Below are 17,706 nucleotides of genomic sequence, written 5' to 3' on the forward strand. Positions count from 1 at the left end.
CTTTTTGGACAGAGAATCAATAATGAATTTTCTTGCTCACCTGCATCTGGCGCACCTTGCCGACAGCTCGCTTTCCGGTAATCTTCTGGCCGATTTTGTCCGCGGTAACCCGGCAACGCATTATCCTCCTGACGTGGTAGAGGGTATTTATATGCATCGGCGTATTGACGTCATGACCGACAACCTGCCGGAAGTTCGTGAGGCGCGAGAGTGGTTCCGCCATGAAACGCGGCGCGTGGCGCCCATTACGCTGGACGTCATGTGGGATCATTTTTTATCGCGTCACTGGACGCAAATCTCTCCCGATTTTCCACTTCAGGCGTTTGTCGGCTACGCCCATGCGCAGGTCGCGACGATTCTGCCCGACTCCCCGCCGCGCTTTGTCAACCTGAATGATTATCTTTGGTCAGAAAAATGGTTAGAGCGGTATCGCGATATGGATTTCATTCAAAACGTGCTGAATGGCATGGCGAATCGCCGTCCCCGGCTGGATGCCTTGCGTGATTCCTGGTACGATCTGGACGCGCACTACGACGCGTTAGAAGAGCGCTTCTGGCATTTTTATCCGCGTATGATGGCACAGGCCGCCCGCAAAGCGCTGTGACGGCCTGATAGCGAGGGCGTGCGTCAGATCCGCCGTTGGCAGAAAGATCGTTCGCTGTCATAAAAGGGTCATCATTACGATTTATAATGACCCGATCGATAGGCAAAAGCTGTCTCATTGATTGTCAAGACCGCATTGTTTTGTCGCTTCGCCCTCCCTATACTGCCCGCGTTGCGTTCTAAAACCCTTAATATTGCAGGAGAATTATTATGGTACTGGTTACTCGTCAGGCCCCGGATTTCACCGCTGCGGCGGTACTGGGTAGCGGTGAGATTGTTGATAAATTCAACTTCAAACAACACACCAATGGTAAAACGACCGTTCTGTTCTTCTGGCCGATGGACTTCACTTTTGTTTGCCCGTCTGAGCTGATCGCCTTTGATAAACGTTATGAAGAATTCCAGAAGCGCGGCGTTGAAGTGGTCGGCGTTTCTTTCGACTCTGAGTTCGTTCACAACGCATGGCGTAACACCCCTGTCGATAAAGGCGGCATTGGCCCGGTGAAATACGCAATGGTCGCCGACGTGAAGCGTGAAATTCAGAAAGCTTACGGTATCGAACACCCGGACGAAGGCGTTGCGCTGCGCGGCTCTTTCCTGATTGACGCTAACGGTATTGTTCGCCACCAGGTCGTAAACGATCTGCCGCTGGGTCGTAATATCGACGAAATGCTGCGTATGGTCGACGCGCTGCAGTTCCACGAAGAGCACGGTGATGTCTGCCCGGCGCAGTGGGAAAAAGGCAAAGAAGGCATGAACGCCTCTCCGGACGGCGTGGCTAAATACCTGGCTGAGAACATTTCCAGCCTGTAAGTCAGTGCATTGATAAAAGGCTCGCGAATGCGAGCCTTTTTTATGCGTGAGGTATTATGAACCACCTCGCCTCAACGATTCATCCATACCGTCGCGGAAATCGCGGGTAAACTAAGTCTTCCCTCGCGGATGTCACCGCTTCCCGTTTTACATTGCCATCCGGCCACGTTCAGCAACGGCAACGCTTCCAGCGCCACTTCACAGGCCTCGCCCCGGTTAATCGCCACCAGCGCCCGCTGCTGCTGATAAACTCGCACGAATACCACTACGTCACCTTCGGCATACAGCGCCTGGCATCCGCCACGACGCAGCGCCAGACTGCTCTGGCGCAGTTTCGCCATACGCTGGTACAGCGCCAGCAAGTTGCCGTCCTGCTTGCGTTCATCCCACGGGAATGGTTTGCGGCACATAGGGTCATTTGCGCCGTCCACGCCGACTTCATCGCCGTAATAAATACATGGCACGCCGGGCCAGGTAAACAGCCAGACCACCGCCAGCGGCAGGCGCGCCGCGTCTTTACCCAGCAGGGTTTTAAAGCGCGCAGTATCATGGCTGTCGAGTTGATTAAACATGCGCAGTTGTTGCTGATGTGACAGCCCGGCGCGGTAGTTATCCATCCACGCGATACAGGTCCGGGCATCAATATGCTGTGGTTCGTAAGCGATATCAGTATTGGCGAGAAATCCCCATAGCGGGAAGGTGAAGCCGCGATAATTCATGGCGGCATCTTCCGCATCGGCCTGTAGCCACTGCCGCGCATCGCCGAAATGTTCCCCCACAATATAGGCTTCGGGCTGCGCCTCTTTTGCCGCCCGGGTAATACCGGCGACGTGCTGCAAATTATGACGCGCCCCGCCCGCCTCGCCCAGCATATGTACGACATCCAGCCGCCAGCCGTCCATATTCCACGGAGCCTTTAGCCAGTGACGAACGATACTGTCCTCACCGCGATAGATCTCATCGACCAGCGTTTCTGATTGATAATCGAGTTTCGGCAGGCTCGGATAACCCAGCCAGTCCAGCGCCACGCCTTGTGGTGAAAAGGAGTACCAGTCACGCCACGGCGAGTCCGGGTGATGGCACGCGCCGCCAGTGCTGCGGTTATGCCTGTCAAACCACGCATGCGAGTCGCCGCTATGGTTAAACACGCCATCCAGCACCAGCCTCATGCCCTGTGCTTGCGTTTCACGCCGCAGGAGTAGCAGCGCCCGATCGCCGCCAAATTGCGGATCGACATGGCGATAATCTTCCGTGTCGTACTTATGGACGCTCGGCGCGGTAAATACCGGATTCAGATATAGCGCTGTGACACCCAGTTTTTTCAGATACGGCAGCTTCTCACAAATGCCATTCAGACAGCCGCCGTAAAAGGTGGAACCGCCCGCCTGGGGAGTGAGCGGTTCATCCCACTCTTTACGCACGATGTCGTGACCGGCAGCATGGTGGTAATACACCTTATCCTGCCCGGCTTCACGAGACTGGCTGCGGGCAAAACGATCCGGGAAGATCTGATAAAAAATTTGATCGGCGACCCACTGCGGGCCGCTATCCGGCACATCAACCGCAAATTGTTCCAGACGCGCGGGCGGAAAGCAGCTAAATCCCTGCGGCGTAAACCAAAGCTGGCGGTCGTGCCAAAGCAATTTAAAGCTGTAACGGCGACGGGGCTGCCCTAACGCGATATTGAGCGTCGCTCGCCACGCCGTCACGCCCGGCTGCGGCTGGCGGCGCTGTTTGCGCATCGCCAGTGAGATTTCTTCATTATCGAATTCTGAGCGCAACGTCACGCGAGACGGCGGATTTTCTCCGCTCAGCCACAGCGTAATGGTTAATTTATCGTTATGTTGCTTCACAAATGGGGCAACCGGTAAGTGCCAGGCATTCAACATCTCGTATCCCCTCCACTGAAAATGGGGCCACCTTGCCACAGAGATTTAAAGGATAACTCATCATCCAGGGGTTTATTAGGGGAGGAGACTCCAGGAGGAGAAACGGCTCCGCTTATCCGGCCTACCATTGTCTGCAGACCGGATAAGGCAGAGAAAAACGACTACGCCTGCGCCAATTGACGGTCGCGACGGCGTTTAAACATCCAGCCAATCAACAGCAGAACTATCCAGGCGAAGCCCACATACAGTGAGATGCGGGTATCCGGATGGTAGCCGATAAGCGCAATAATGAAGACCAGGAAAATCAGACCCGCTATCGTCGTTACGACACCGCCCGGCACCTTAAACTTCAGCGCTTTTACCTCTTCCGGCGGTAAACGACGGCGGAAGGCGATTTGTGACAGCAGGATCATGATCCATACCCATACCGTCGCAAACGTCGCCAGCGAGGCAATCACCAGGAAGACGTTTTCCGGCATGATGTAGTTCAGGTAAACCGCAAACAGCAGCGCAATCGTCATCACCAGCACAGTAACCCACGGAATACCACGGCGTGACGTTTTGGCAAAGACTTTCGGCGCGCTCCCCTGCTCCGCCATACCATGCAGCATACGGCCTACGCCAAACACATCGGAGTTGATAGCGGAAAGCGAGGCGGTCAATACCACAAAGTTCAGAATGCTGGCGGCAAAGGTAATCCCCATATGCTGGAACGTCAGCACAAATGGGCTGCCGTTTGTGCCGACCTGATTCCACGGATAGATAGACATAATGACGAACAGCGTGCCGACATAAAATACCAGGATACGCATCGGTACTGAGTTAATGGCGCGCGGAATGGATTTCTCCGGGTCTTTCGCTTCCCCGGCGGTGATACCGATAATCTCAATCCCGCCGTAAGCGAACATCACCATTTGCAGCGACATGATCATTCCCAGCCAGCCATTGCTGAAGAAGCCGTCGTTGCTCCACAGGTTATGAATGCCGGTCGGCTGCCCGCCGTTGCCAATTCCCCACACAATGATGCCGATACCCGCGACAATCATGATAATAATGGTGGCGACTTTGAAGAAGGAGAACCAAAACTCCAGCTCGCCGAACACCTTGACGCTCATCAGGTTGATGGCGCAAATGATCAGCACCACGCTAAGTACCCAAATCCAGTGCGGCACGGCGGGGAACCAGACTCCCATGTAAATGCCGAACGCGGTCACGTCGGCAATGGCGACGATCAGGATCTCAAAACAGTAGGTCCAGCCGGTAATGTAGCCCGCAAGCGGGCCGAGGTTTTCCTGCGCATAGCGCGAAAATGAGCTGGCGGCAGGGTTGTGAACGGACATTTCCCCCAATGCGCGCATAATGATATATGCCGCGACCCCGCCAATAATATAGGCCAACAGCACGCTCGGCCCCGCCATTTTGATGGCGTCCGCCGAGCCGTAAAACAGGCCGGTGCCGATTGCCGAACCTAATGCCATAAAGCGAATGTGCCGGGTGCTCAGCCCACGCTTTAGCTTATTATTGCTTTCCATCAATTTCTGACCTATCAACACAATAAAAAACCACGGGGCGTTAAGCCCCGTGGTGTACACATATGTCAGCGATTTTAGTGAGCGCTGGAGGTCACCTGCCGACCCGCCGCGCGATCCCAGATAATCGCCAGGATCACCATCACCACCGTTGGCATCAACCACGCCAGTCCCTGTTCCGCCAGCGGCAAACGCTGACTCCAGGCTGGCAGCATATCGCCAAAGGCAGATGCTTTGATGCCGTCAAGGATACCAAAAAGCAGACTGATAAACATGGCCGGCGCGATGATGCGGGTGGAATTATGCCACCATGAGCGGGTAAAACTTAATACAACCAGTGCGATACACGGCGGATAGATAGCCGTCAGCACCGGAATGGAAATTTGAATCAGATGGCTCAGTCCGAGGTTTGACACCACCATAGAGAAGCCGCCGAGAATAAAGACCAGCGTGCGGTAAGACAGCGGAATATACTGCGCGAAAAACTCAGCGCAGGCGCAGGTCAGCCCCACCGACGTCACCAGACACGCGATAAAGATCAGCGCCGCCAGCAGGAAGCTTCCCGCGCCGCCAAAGGTATGCTGAACGTAGGCATGAAGAATCGCCGCGCCGTTCGCTGACTGATCGACCAGCGTCGCGCTATCAGAACCTAAGCGGAACAAGGCAAGGTAAAGCAGCGTCAGCCCCACGCCCGCCATCAGGCCGGCCCAGACCGTGTAACGCGTCAACAGGCGCGCTTCGGTCACGCCGCGAGAACGCGCCGCGTTCACAATAACGATACCAAACACCATCGCGCCCAGCGTATCCATCGTCAGATAGCCGTTCACAAATCCGTTAGAAAAGGCCGCATTCTGATAAGCGTCCAGGGCGTTGCTGATTGGACCGGCAGGCCAAACGATAGCCGCGACGGAAAGGATGACCAGCGCAATAATTTTCAACGGCGCCAGGAAATTCCCTACCGTATCCAGCAGCTTACCCGGATAGAGGGAAACCAGAATAACAATAGCGAAATAGACCACGCTGTAAATCAGCAACGGCATTGCAGAATCGCCGGTCAACGGAGCGATACCGACCTCAAACGACACCGTCGCGGTACGCGGCGTCGCAAATAACGGCCCGACGGCCAGATAGCAAACGGTCGCCAGCAGGAGTCCCGCCACTTTACCAATCGGCGTACTGAGGCTGTCTACGCCGCCGCCGACTTTCGCCAGCGCCACAACAGTAAGAACCGGTAGCCCTACGGCGGTAATCAGAAAGCCAATAGCGGCTGTCCAGACGTGTTCACCCGCCTGCAAACCGACCATAGGAGGAAAGATAATATTGCCTGCGCCAACGAACAGCGCAAATGTCATAAAGCCCAGGGCGATGATATCGCGCGATTTTAACTGATGGGTCATAAAGTCTTACTGCCTGTGGATGGTGATGTTGTAAACATTAAAATTTTTGCCTTTCCCGGAGGATTATAAAGCGGCGTTTTTTATCAATTTCAGCGGGAAAAGCTCCCGGACCGATGCGGCGAAGAATTGTTTTTCGATTTACCGCGCAAATGCAGTCGTAATGACAGCACCTGAAGCGCAATTTAAACGCTTATAACGTTTTAAAGCAAGGTGGGATCTAAAAACCAGATGAATATAGCGATATGAAATTTACAACCAGAATAAAACACCATTCTCATGAAAAAGTTATGGCTAATCATGCGAACAAAAAATCACCAAACGTTGAATGTTTCAACGAGCCCGTCTTAACTGCAAAGAAAATAAGCCAGCATCCGCTGGCTTATGGAAAGTTATACTTACGAAAGGCAATTAATCGCTATTTTTGGCAATTAGACGTTCCGGCAGCACAAAGCTAAATCGCGTTCCTTTGCCAGGCGAACTGTCGATTTCAAGGCGGCTTTCATGGTGATTCAACGCATGTTTCACAATCGCCAATCCCAGGCCGCTGCCGCCCGTTTGCCGCGAACGCGCTTTATCGACGCGGTAGAAGCGTTCGGTCAGACGAGGAATATGCTCGGCAGCAATCCCCGGACCGTTATCTTGAATGCAAAATTCAGCGCCATGCACGACACGTCGCCAGCTCACCGTAATATGCGTTCCCGCCGGCGTATGGTTTACCGCGTTATACACCAGGTTTGAGATCGCGCTACGTAGCTGCTCTTCGTTGCCCAGAACGCTAAGACTATCGTCGACCTCAAACGTAAAGGTATGTTTCTGCTGGCTGAGCGTCTGCGCTTCACGCTCCACGACCCGCAGCATCATCGGTACATCCACTTTTTCATTTAATAACAGCGCCGGGGCCGCCTCAATTTTAGACAGCGTAAGCAGTTGTTTTACCAGCCCTTCCATACGATACGTTTGCTCGCGCATCGTATGCAGCGCTTTCTCTCGCGTCGCCCCTTCCAGCGCCTGTTCCTGCATCATTTCCAGATAGCCTTGCAATACCGTCAAGGGCGTACGCAACTCATGGCTAACGTTGGCGAAAAAGTTACGTCTGGCGCCTTCAAGCTGATGCATTTGCGTCACATCGCGCGCCACCATCAGGAGTTGTTTATCGGTATAAGGCATGACGCGGATCTCCAGGTGCCGCCCGGTATTGAGCACCAAATGAAGCGGACGGGTGAAATCACGCGTTTTTAAATACTGGGTAAACTCCGGATAACGCAGTAGATTGAGAATATTCTGCCCGTTGTCATCCGGCCAGCGTAGCCCCAGTATCTGTTGCGCCAAACCGTTACACCAAAAAATGCCGCCCTCTTCTGTGGTCAGTACCACGGAATCAGGCAGCGACTCCGCGCCACTGCGAAAACGTTTAATCAGGTTCCCCAGCTCGCGGCGACGCTTCTTATTTCGCAACTGCATCTGGTGTAAACCGTATAACAGCGGTTCCCAACTTCCCCGTCCCGGCGGCGGCGTCATACTTCTGTCGACCCAAAGCCACCAGGAGAGGCGTAACAAATTCCAGAAATGCCAGACAAGCAGTCCCGTCACCGCCGCCAGTAAAAACCACGGCAGATAACCAAAAAAAGCGCTAAGGATAAGCGCGGGGATGCAACAGAGCACCAGCTCCAGCACCAGCCTTTTCCATGACAGCCGTTCCAGCACGCGTCATACTCCCTCAAGAATGGAAAGCCTTCTCCGCCAGAAACCTGTGTTCTACTGGCGGAAAAGGCATTAAAAGCGGGTCGAAAAACGATACCCTGTCCCGCGTACCGTTTGCACCATCCGGTCGTGGCCGCTGTGCTCCAGCGCCTTACGCAAACGGCGAATATGCACGTCGACCGTCCGGTCTTCAACGTACACATTGGTGCCCCAGACATGATTGAGTAGCTGCTCGCGACTGTAAACCCGTTCCGGGTGCGTCATAAAGAAATGGAGTAATTTAAATTCGGTCGGCCCCATATCCAGCGGGCTGTCGCCGGTCATCACGCGGTGAGAGCCGGGATCAAGGCTCAGTCCCTGCATCTCGATCACCTCTTCGACCGCCATCGGCGAGATGCGCCGCATAACGGCTTTAATGCGCGCCACCAACTCCTTGGGGGAAAACGGCTTGGTAATGTAATCGTCAGCGCCGGTTTCCAGCCCGCGCACACGATCTTCTTCCTCACCTCTTGCGGTCAGCATAACCACAGGAATATCCCGGGTCATGGCTTCACGTTTGAGATGTTTAATAAACTGTAACCCTGACCCGCCGGGCAACATCCAGTCAAGAAGGATGAGATCCGGCCAGGGTTCATTAAGTTTATTCACCGCACTGTCATAATCTTCGGCTTCTACGGGCTGAAAGCCATTTTGTTCGAGCACGAAGCACACCATTTCACGGATCGGCGCCTCATCTTCTACGACCAGAATACGTCTCGCCATAATTTGCCCTGTTAGTCGTTAGTTATCAATGCCGCGCCATTATGCGTCAGATTTATGACAGATTTATGAAAAAAAGGCGGCATTGACAGCATGTTGATGATTTATGACACCGGTGAAACCGTGCATTACCGTGTACCGGCGGTAAATTGCGCCCAAAAATGGAAGGGATGACGTGTATAATCCCGTTCACGCTTTTTTTGCATGGAACAATTATGCGCATCCTCCACACCTCTGACTGGCATCTGGGACAAAATTTCTACAGTAAAAGCCGCGCCGCGGAGCATCAGGCTTTTCTGGACTGGCTGCTGGAGACCGCGCAGGCCCATCAGGTGGATGCCATTATTGTCGCTGGCGATATTTTTGATACCGGTTCGCCGCCAAGCTATGCCCGAGAACTTTATAACCGTTTCGTCGTTAATTTACAGCAAACGGGCTGTCATCTGGTGGTGCTGGCCGGTAATCATGATTCCGTCGCCACGCTAAACGAGTCGCGCGACATTCTGGCGTTTCTCAATACAACCGTGATCGCCAGCGCGGGCTATGCGCCGCGGCTACTTCATCGTCGCGACGGTTCTCCGGGCGCCGTACTGTGCCCCATTCCCTTTTTGCGCCCGCGCGACATTATTACCAGTCAGGCGGGGTTATCCGGCAGCGAGAAACAGCAGCAACTTCTTCATGCGATTGCCGATTATTATCAACAGCAGTATCAGGAAGCGTGCCAGCTACGCGGCGAACGAAAGCTGCCGGTTATCGCGACGGGACATTTAACCACCGTCGGCGCCAGCAAAAGCGATGCGGTTCGCGACATTTATATCGGTACGCTGGATGCCTTTCCGGCGCAGCATTTCCCCCCCGCAGATTATATCGCATTAGGACACATTCACCGCGCGCAATGTGTCGGCGGCACGGAGCATATCCGCTATTGCGGCTCGCCCATCGCCCTCAGCTTTGATGAGTGCGGCAAAAGCAAATGCGTGCATCTGGTGACCTTCGACCAGGGGAAATGGCAAAGCACCGAAAGTCTGGCTGTCCCCGTGACTCAACCGTTGGCGGTTTTAAAAGGCGACCTGGCATCAATTACCGAACAGCTTGAGCAGTGGCGCGGCGTTGAGCAATCGCCCCCCGTCTGGCTGGATATTGAAATCACAACCGATGACTATCTGCACGATATCCAACGCAAAATACAGACATTAACGGAGTCACTCCCCGTAGAGGTATTACTGGTGCGCCGTAGCCGCGAACAGCGCGAGCGCTCGCTGGCGAACGAGCGGCGGGAAACATTAAGCGAGCTTAGCGTGGAAGAGGTTTTTGCGCGGCGTCTGGCGCTGGAAGCGTTAGATACCCCGCAGCGCGAGCGCCTGAATCAGCTCTTTTCCAGCACGCTCTACGCGTTGAATGAGGAGCATGAGGCATGAAAATTCTCAGTTTGCGTCTGAAAAACCTGAACTCGCTGAAAGGAGAATGGAAGGTCGATTTTACCGCCGAACCGTTTGCCAGTAACGGGTTATTCGCCATTACCGGCCCGACCGGCGCGGGAAAAACCACCTTGCTTGACGCCATCTGCCTGGCGTTGTACCACGAAACGCCGCGCCTGAATACGGTATCGCAATCGCAAAACGATTTGATGACGCGCGATACGGCGGAATGTCTGGCCGAAGTGGAGTTTGAGGTAAAAGGCGAAGCCTGGCGCGCGTTCTGGAGCCAGAACCGAGCCCGAAATCAGCCTGACGGCAATCTCCAGGCCCCACGCGTGGAGCTGGCGCGGTGTTCAGACGGAAAGATCTTTGCCGATAAGGTAAAGGATAAACTGGAGATGATCGCCACGTTGACCGGGCTGGACTACGGGCGCTTCACCCGTTCGATGTTGTTATCACAGGGGCAGTTCGCCGCCTTTCTTAACGCCAAAGCGAAAGAGCGCGCAGAGCTTCTGGAGGAGCTCACCGGCACTGAGATTTACGGGCAGATCTCCGCACAGGTATTTGAAAAACATAAATCAGCCCGTCTCGAACTGGAAAAGTTACAAGCGCAGGCCAGCGGCGTCGCCCTATTGGCGGACGAACAGTTACAGCAACTGGAAGCTAGTTTGCAGGCGCTTACTGACGAAGAGAAACGCCTGCTGGCCGACCAGCAGGTACAGCAGCAGCACCTTCACTGGCTGACCCGAAAAAACGAGCTCCACACTGAATTACACGCCCGGCAGCAGGCGCTGTACGCGGCACAAGAGGCGCGAGAAAAAGCGCAGCCGCAGCTCGCGGCGTTGACTCTGGCGCAACCCGCTCGCCAGTTGCGCCCGCATTGGGAGCGTATTCAGGAACAAACCCGCGCCGTTGAGCGTGTTCGCCAGCACAGTGATGAAGTGAATGCTCGCTTACAAAGCGCGTATCGCCTGCGCCGGCGTATCCGCGCCTGCGCGCATCGACAATTCACGCAACTGAACGCCACAGGGCAGCGGTTGAAGACATGGCTGGCGGAACACGACGGCATCCGCATCTGGCGCAGCGAACTGGCGGGGTGGCGAGCATTATTAACACAACAATCCCACGATCGGGCGCAACTGAGCCAATGGCAACAGCAGTTGCTGAGCGATACGCGTCAGCGTGATGCGCTACCGCCGCTCACGCTCGACCTCACGCCACAGGCGCTGGCGGAAGCCAGGGCATTGCATACTCGGCAGCGTCCGCTACGCCATCGTCTCGCCGCGCTTCAGGGGCAAATTCTCCCGAAACAAAAGCGTCAGGCGCAGCTACAGGCAGCTATCGCGCGTCATCATCAGGAGCAGGCGCAATACACCCAACGTCTGGCGGATAAGCGCCTGAGTTATAAGACTAAAGCGCAGGAGCTTGCGGACGTTCGCACTATTTGCGAGCAGGAGGCGCGCATCAAAGATCTGGAAAGCCAGCGGGCGCACTTACAGTCCGGCCAGCCGTGCCCGCTTTGCGGCTCGACGACACACCCCGCCATCGCCGCCTATCAGGCGCTGGAGCTGAGCGCGAATCAAACCCGCCGCGACGCGCTGGAAAAAGAGGTCAAAACGCTGGCGGAAGAAGGCGCTGCGCTGCGAGGACAGTTAGATGCCTTAACGCAACAATTACAGCGGGATGAAAGCGAGGCGCAGTCGTTGTTGCAGGAGGAGCAAGCGCTTACTGAGGAATGGCAAACGCTGTGCGCTACGCTGGGCGTTCAGCTCCAGCCGCAAGAAGACCTCGCGGGCTGGCTGACCGCCGCGGAAGAGCATGAGCAACAGTTGGATCAGCTCAGCCAGCGTCATGCTCTACAAACGCAAATCGCGGCGCATACTGAACAGGTAGCGCGCTTTACCGCGCAGATTGCGCAGCGTCAGGCGTCGCTGACGGCTGATTTGGCGCAGTATACGCTTTCCCTTCCAGCGCCAGAAGACGAGGCTTCGTGGCTGAATGAGCGCGCCGACGAAGCGAAAATATGGCAACAGCGTCAGACCGAGTTCGCGGATTTGCAAATGCAGATCGACAGGCTTGCCCCGTTGCTGGAGACGCTACCGCAAACGGATACCGCGGATTCCGACGACGACGTGCCGCTGGATAACTGGCGGCAGGCGCATGATGAGTGCGTGTCATTACAAAGCCAGTTGCAAACCCTGCAGGAACAGACGACGCAGGAGCAGCAGCGCGCCGCCGAGGCGATAGCGCACTTTGATGCGGCGTTAAAAAATAGCCCGTTTGACAGCCAGGCAACGTTCCTGGCGGCGTTGCTGGATGAAGAGACCGTGACCCGTCTGGAAAAACAACAACAAACGCTGGAAAGTCAGCTACAACAAGCGAAGGCGTTAAGCGCGCAGTCCGCGCAGGCGCTGGCTGACCATCAGCAACAGCCGCCCGCTGGTCTGGACCCAACGTGTACGGCGGAGCAGCTCGCGCAGCGGCTGACGCAGTTGGCGCAACAACTGCGCGAAAACACGACACGCCAGGGGGAAATCCGCCAGCAAATTAAACAGGATGCAGATAATCGGCAGCGCCAACGCGCGCTGATGGCGGAAATGAAGCAAGCCTCTCAGCAAGTGGAAGACTGGGGCTATCTCAATGCGCTGATCGGCTCTAAAGAAGGTGATAAGTTCCGCAAATTCGCCCAGGGACTGACGCTGGATAATCTGGTCTGGCTGGCGAATCATCAGCTCACCCGCCTGCATGGCCGCTATTTATTGCAGCGCAAAGCCAGCGACGCGCTGGAACTGGAGGTTGTCGATACCTGGCAGGCCGACGCCGTGCGCGATACGCGAACGTTATCAGGCGGCGAAAGTTTCCTGGTCAGCCTGGCGCTGGCGCTGGCGTTATCAGATTTGGTCAGCCATAAAACGCGCATTGATTCTTTGTTCCTCGACGAAGGCTTCGGCACGCTTGATAGCGAAACGCTGGACGCCGCGCTGGATGCGCTCGACGCGCTGAATGCCAGCGGGAAGACCATCGGTGTGATTAGCCACGTGGAAGCCATGAAAGAACGTATCCCTGTGCAGATAAAAGTGAAAAAAATCAATGGGCTTGGTTATAGCAAACTGGACAAAGCGTTTGCCGTGGAGTAACGCGAATGTCATCCTGCACACAGCATACCGTCATGACATAGCATAATAATGAATACACAAAGACGAATAAAGAATGGTATTACCTCGCGCTTATCCGCAAGCTATACGTTGATTGGCTGTGACAATTCATAGCCGCAGCGCGCGACATGCGTCTTCATTTTCGGCAGGTGGTATGAAAAAAGTTATTTTTTCTTTGGCGCTGGGTACGTTCGGCCTGGGGATGGCCGAGTTTGGCATTATGGGCGTGCTGACGGAGCTGGCACGCGATGTCGGAATAACGATTCCCGCCGCCGGGCATATGATCTCGTTTTACGCCTTCGGCGTCGTGCTGGGCGCGCCTGTTATGGCGCTCTTTTCCAGCCGCTTTTCGCTTAAACATATACTGCTGTTTCTGGTCACGCTGTGCGTGATGGGCAATGCCATATTTACCTTTTCCTCGTCATATCTGATGCTCGCCGTCGGCAGACTGGTTTCCGGCTTTCCGCACGGCGCCTTTTTTGGCGTCGGCGCCATTGTCCTGTCAAAGATTATCCGCCCCGGGAAAGTCACCGCCGCCGTCGCGGGTATGGTTTCAGGGATGACGGTGGCGAATCTGGTGGGCATTCCGTTCGGCACTTACCTGAGCCAGGAATTTAGCTGGCGCTACACCTTTTTATTGATCGCGGTTTTCAACATCGCCGTGCTCACCGCAATTTTCTTCTGGGTGCCGGATATCCGTGACAAAGCCCAAGGCAGCCTGCGCGAACAGTTTCACTTCTTGCGTAGCCCCGCGCCGTGGCTCATTTTCGCCGCCACGATGTTCGGCAATGCGGGCGTTTTTGCCTGGTTCAGCTATATCAAGCCATTTATGATGTACATCTCCGGTTTTTCGGAGACGAGCATGACGTTTATTATGATGCTGGTCGGGCTGGGGATGGTGTTAGGCAATCTGTTAAGCGGCAAACTCTCCGGCAGATATACTCCGCTGCGCATCGCGGTAGTGACTGACCTCGTTATCGTGCTCTCTCTCATGGCGCTCTTTTTCTTCAGCGGATACAAAACGGCATCGCTGACTTTCGCGTTTATCTGCTGTGCTGGTCTGTTTGCGCTCTCTGCGCCGCTGCAAATCCTGCTGCTGCAAAACGCCAAAGGCGGCGAACTGCTGGGCGCGGCGGGAGGGCAAATCGCGTTTAATCTCGGTAGCGCGATTGGCGCCTGGTGCGGCGGGCTGATGCTGACGCTAGGTTTTGCGTACCACTATGTGGCGCTTCCCGCCGCCCTGCTCTCGTTTTCCGCCATGTCGTCGTTGCTGGTATACGGACGTCTAAAACACAAGCAGCCATCGGTCACGCCGGTTGCCGGATGACGCGCCATCCGGCTAACAACGTTACGCCAGCGGCCACAGCCAGGCCGCGCCGCGCACGCCGCTCGAATCGCCATGCCGCGCCTTACGTACCGGCGTCTCGCACTCGCCGCCAAAAACAAACGATTTCATCAGCGACGGAACCGTTTTGTACAGGCGCTCAACATTGCTCATACCGCCGCCCAGCACAATGACCTCCGGATCCAGAATATTCACGACATGAGATAATGCCTTCGCCAGCCGTAGCTCATAACGGCTTATCGCTAGTTCCGCCACGGCGTCCTGCGCGTCGACCAGACGAATAATCTCATCGCCTTTTAGCGTTTTACCGCTCAAACGCTGGTAATCCGTGGCGAATCCCGTACCGGAAATAAAGGTTTCGATACAGCCTTGTTTACCGCAATAACAGGGAATTTCTTCGCGGTAACGCAACTCATCGTCATCCATCCACGGCAACGGATTGTGGCCCCATTCGCCTGCCGTACCGTTGCCGCCGATGTGCGCCCGGCCATTTAGCGCTACGCCCGCGCCGCACCCGGTACCGATAATCACCGCAAATACCGTTTGCGCCCCCGCCGCCGCGCCATCTACCGCCTCTGATACCGCCAGGCAATTGGCATCGTTGGCTAACCGCACTTCACGCTTCAGACGACGGCTCACATCGCTATCGAACGGCTGGCCGTTAAGCCACGTAGAGTTAGCGTTTTTCACCACGCCGGTGTAAGGCGAGAGAGAACCGGGAATGCCAATGCCAACGCTACCGGTCTGGCCGGTCGCCTGTTCCGCCATGTCGACCAGCGTAGCGATGGTTTCTATCGTTTGCTGATAATCCTCCCGCGGCGTAGGCAGACGATGGCGAAACCGCTGCTCTCCTGCATCATCAAGCGCAATGACTTCCGTTTTTGTGCCGCCTAAATCGATACCAATACGCACATACCGCTCCTCATTTTTTGGGAATATCAACAGGGTAGAATTCACCGTTCTGATTGGCAATGCAAGCCTGCCGACAATTCGTTACTATACCGCCTGGATTTAACGACAAGGCCGTGGAAATTATCATGCTGTGGTTCAAAAATTTAATGGTTTACCGTCTTAGCCGCGATATTACATTACGCGCCGAAGAGATGGAGAAACAGCTCGCCTCAATGACGTTTACCCCATGCGGTAGCCAGGATATGGCCAAAATGGGCTGGGTTCCGCCGATGGGCTCTCACAGCGATGCGTTAACGCACACCGCCAATGGCCAGATTATTATTTGCGCGCGCAAAGAAGAGAAAATCCTGCCATCGCCAGTGATCAAACAGGCTCTGGAGGCGAAAATCCAGAAACTGGAAGCCGATCAGGGACGCAAGCTGAAGAAGACGGAAAAAGATTCCCTGAAGGATGAAGTGTTGCATTCGTTGCTGCCGCGCGCGTTTAGCCGCTTCAGTCAGACAATGATGTGGATTGATACCGTTAACGGCCTGATTATGGTTGACTGCGCCAGCGCGAAAAAAGCGGAAGATACTTTGGCGCTACTGCGTAAAAGTCTTGGCTCGCTGCCGGTCGTCCCGCTGGCGCTGGAAAATCCGATTGAGCTGACGCTCACCGAGTGGGTGCGCTCCGGTACGGTCGCTCAGGGTTTCCAGTTGCTGGACGAAGCCGAATTGAAAGCGATGCTGGAAGATGGCGGCGTGATCCGCGCGAAAAAGCAGGATCTGGTCAGCGACGAGATCGCCGTTCATATTGAAGCGGGTAAAGTGGTCACGAAGCTGGCGCTCGACTGGCAGCAGCGCATTCAATTCGTCATGTGCGATGACGGCTCCATTAAGCGTCTGAAATTCTGCGATGAGCTGCGCGACCAGAACGAAGATATCGACCGGGAAGATTTTGCCCAACGTTTTGACGCGGACTTTATCCTGATGACCGGCGAGCTGGCGGCGCTGATTCAAAGCCTGGTGGAAGGATTAGGCGGCGAAGCGCAGCGCTAACCAGAGGGCCCCTCTCCGCCGGAGAGGGGACTCACCGTTACAAATAGCGGCACAGATACGAGGTGGGCTCAGCAACCTGGAGATGAAACTCGCTGTGGCCAGGCACGTTAAACACCTCACCGGCTGTATACACTTTCCATTCGACAGTTCCCGGCAACAGTACCTTCAACGCGCCGCTCACAACCGTCATCTCTTCGGGTTCGGCGGTGCCAAATGTATACTCCCCTTCCGCCATCACACCAACGCTGGCCCGGCCGGTGCTACTGCTGGTAAATCCAATAGACTTCACTTTCCCGGAAAAGTATTCATTGCTTTGTAGCATAATCAGGCCCCGTCTCATTATTAAATTAACACCCAATATAGAGTCCTGACGTTCGGCCTGTCACGTAAAATTAGACAAGCAGTTCTGAAGCTAACCGCGCAATCAAAACATTAGAGAGTAAAACCGGCACATCCAGCGCCTGCTGTAAAATATCCCGATGACGCTGATGAAAACCCAGACAATCCAGCATAATGACGTCCGCGCCTTGATCCAGTAGCGCCTGCCCGGCATCAATTAACTGTTGCTCAGAACCGTGAACCGGATTCGCCAGCGAATACACCGGCGGCATTTGCAATACCTGCCATTTTTTCTCCTGGGCCGCCAGAAGTTCTGCAACAGGCACAATCACGCCAACCTGATGTCCATCCACAATAGAGGCGACAAGCGGTGGAATAATACGCAGCGGTTCAAGCAAAATAGAATTACGGGCTGCCATACTTTTAATCGCCGCGGTGCTCATCAGTATAATGACATCGTAACCCTGATTATCCAGCACCTCGACAACGCTCTGAAAATCTCGCTCCACTTTCTGGCGGGAAACATGGGCTATCTGGTTATCATTCAGCAACGTCAAAAGCGGATCGTCGCCAGGCTCTACAGCGTAATCCGCCATAACGTCTTCCCGGCTCATTTTTCCCAGCAGGCTATGATGGGTGATGTGTTGTTCGTCGATGTATTCCGTCAGAAGCGGTAACACTTCGCTCATTGGCACAACGCCGATTGTGAGGATTGCCAACGACGCACTCATTTTTATTCCACCTTATTACTTCGTCGTAATTCCCGGGCAAATATTCACACGCTCACCGCGCTACCTGCCCTACAAATC

Annotated in this window: 14 protein-coding genes; 6 read left to right on the forward strand and 8 right to left on the reverse strand. The window is 54.9% G+C overall.

Annotated features, from left to right (window positions below; genetic code table 11):
* The first annotated feature begins 22 nt into the window (after positions 1–22).
* Both acpH and ACQ29O_RS16690 read left to right on the forward strand, forming a co-directional pair.
* Positions 23–604 carry an ACP phosphodiesterase gene (gene acpH / locus ACQ29O_RS16685; RefSeq protein ID WP_001009858.1) on the forward strand — a complete coding sequence of 194 codons (582 nt, stop codon included), beginning with the start codon at positions 23–25 and terminating at the stop codon, positions 602–604.
* A gap of 209 nt (positions 605–813) precedes the next feature.
* Positions 814–1,416, forward strand: a complete 603-nt coding sequence (locus ACQ29O_RS16690; RefSeq protein WP_000244731.1) for a peroxiredoxin — start codon at positions 814–816, stop codon at positions 1,414–1,416.
* A gap of 71 nt (positions 1,417–1,487) precedes the next feature.
* On the opposite strand, the gene malZ is transcribed toward ACQ29O_RS16690, so the two are convergent.
* From malZ to phoB, 5 genes are all read right to left on the reverse strand, one after another.
* Positions 1,488–3,305, reverse strand: a complete 1,818-nt coding sequence (gene malZ / locus ACQ29O_RS16695; protein WP_045161147.1) for a maltodextrin glucosidase — start codon at positions 3,303–3,305, stop codon at positions 1,488–1,490.
* Between the two features lie 161 nt (positions 3,306–3,466).
* Positions 3,467–4,837: a proline-specific permease ProY gene (gene proY, locus ACQ29O_RS16700; RefSeq protein ID WP_001747251.1), complete on the reverse strand. Its 1,371-nt coding sequence runs from the start codon at positions 4,835–4,837 to the stop codon at positions 3,467–3,469.
* Between the two features lie 74 nt (positions 4,838–4,911).
* Positions 4,912–6,231: a branched-chain amino acid transporter carrier protein BrnQ gene (gene brnQ / locus ACQ29O_RS16705; protein WP_000149626.1), complete on the reverse strand. Its 1,320-nt coding sequence runs from the start codon at positions 6,229–6,231 to the stop codon at positions 4,912–4,914.
* 408 nt (positions 6,232–6,639) lie between these two features.
* Entirely contained in the window at positions 6,640–7,935 is a 1,296-nt protein-coding gene (gene phoR / locus ACQ29O_RS16710) for a phosphate regulon sensor histidine kinase PhoR (protein WP_020937102.1), read from the reverse strand.
* A gap of 69 nt (positions 7,936–8,004) precedes the next feature.
* A complete protein-coding gene (phoB, locus tag ACQ29O_RS16715; RefSeq protein ID WP_000113921.1) occupies positions 8,005–8,694 on the reverse strand; it encodes a phosphate response regulator transcription factor PhoB in 690 nt (229 codons plus the stop codon).
* Positions 8,695–8,906: 212 nt separating this feature from the next.
* On the opposite strand from phoB, the gene sbcD reads away from it, so the two are divergent.
* The 3 genes from sbcD to araJ all read left to right on the forward strand — a co-directional run bounded on the left by sbcD (position 8,907) and on the right by araJ (position 14,591).
* Positions 8,907–10,109: an exonuclease subunit SbcD gene (sbcD, locus tag ACQ29O_RS16720; RefSeq protein ID WP_001221258.1), complete on the forward strand. Its 1,203-nt coding sequence runs from the start codon at positions 8,907–8,909 to the stop codon at positions 10,107–10,109.
* Positions 10,106–13,246, forward strand: a complete 3,141-nt coding sequence (sbcC, locus tag ACQ29O_RS16725) for an exonuclease subunit SbcC (RefSeq protein ID WP_001575692.1) — start codon at positions 10,106–10,108, stop codon at positions 13,244–13,246. The genes sbcD and sbcC overlap by 4 nt, the downstream gene beginning before the upstream one ends.
* 172 nt (positions 13,247–13,418) lie before the next feature.
* Positions 13,419–14,591 (forward strand): MFS transporter AraJ, encoded by a 1,173-nt coding sequence (araJ, locus tag ACQ29O_RS16730; RefSeq protein WP_000755625.1) that lies wholly within the window; start codon positions 13,419–13,421, stop codon positions 14,589–14,591.
* A 21-nt stretch (positions 14,592–14,612) separates the two neighbouring features.
* On the opposite strand, the gene mak is transcribed toward araJ, so the two are convergent.
* Positions 14,613–15,521: a fructokinase gene (gene mak / locus ACQ29O_RS16735; protein ID WP_001219274.1), complete on the reverse strand. Its 909-nt coding sequence runs from the start codon at positions 15,519–15,521 to the stop codon at positions 14,613–14,615.
* 125 nt (positions 15,522–15,646) lie between these two features.
* On the opposite strand from mak, the gene rdgC reads away from it, so the two are divergent.
* A complete protein-coding gene (gene rdgC, locus ACQ29O_RS16740) occupies positions 15,647–16,558 on the forward strand; it encodes a recombination-associated protein RdgC (RefSeq protein WP_000964305.1) in 912 nt (303 codons plus the stop codon).
* 37 nt (positions 16,559–16,595) lie between these two features.
* On the opposite strand, the gene ppnP is transcribed toward rdgC, so the two are convergent.
* Together ppnP and ACQ29O_RS16750 are read right to left on the reverse strand one after the other, a co-directional pair.
* Positions 16,596–16,880 (reverse strand): pyrimidine/purine nucleoside phosphorylase, encoded by a 285-nt coding sequence (gene ppnP / locus ACQ29O_RS16745; RefSeq protein WP_000941953.1) that lies wholly within the window; start codon positions 16,878–16,880, stop codon positions 16,596–16,598.
* A 70-nt stretch (positions 16,881–16,950) separates the two neighbouring features.
* Positions 16,951–17,628: an AroM family protein gene (locus ACQ29O_RS16750; protein ID WP_020937104.1), complete on the reverse strand. Its 678-nt coding sequence runs from the start codon at positions 17,626–17,628 to the stop codon at positions 16,951–16,953.
* Positions 17,629–17,706 lie beyond the last annotated feature (78 nt).

This window comes from Salmonella sp. GDC200615 (assembly GCF_050574145.1).
GTDB lineage: Bacteria > Pseudomonadota > Gammaproteobacteria > Enterobacterales > Enterobacteriaceae > Salmonella > Salmonella enterica.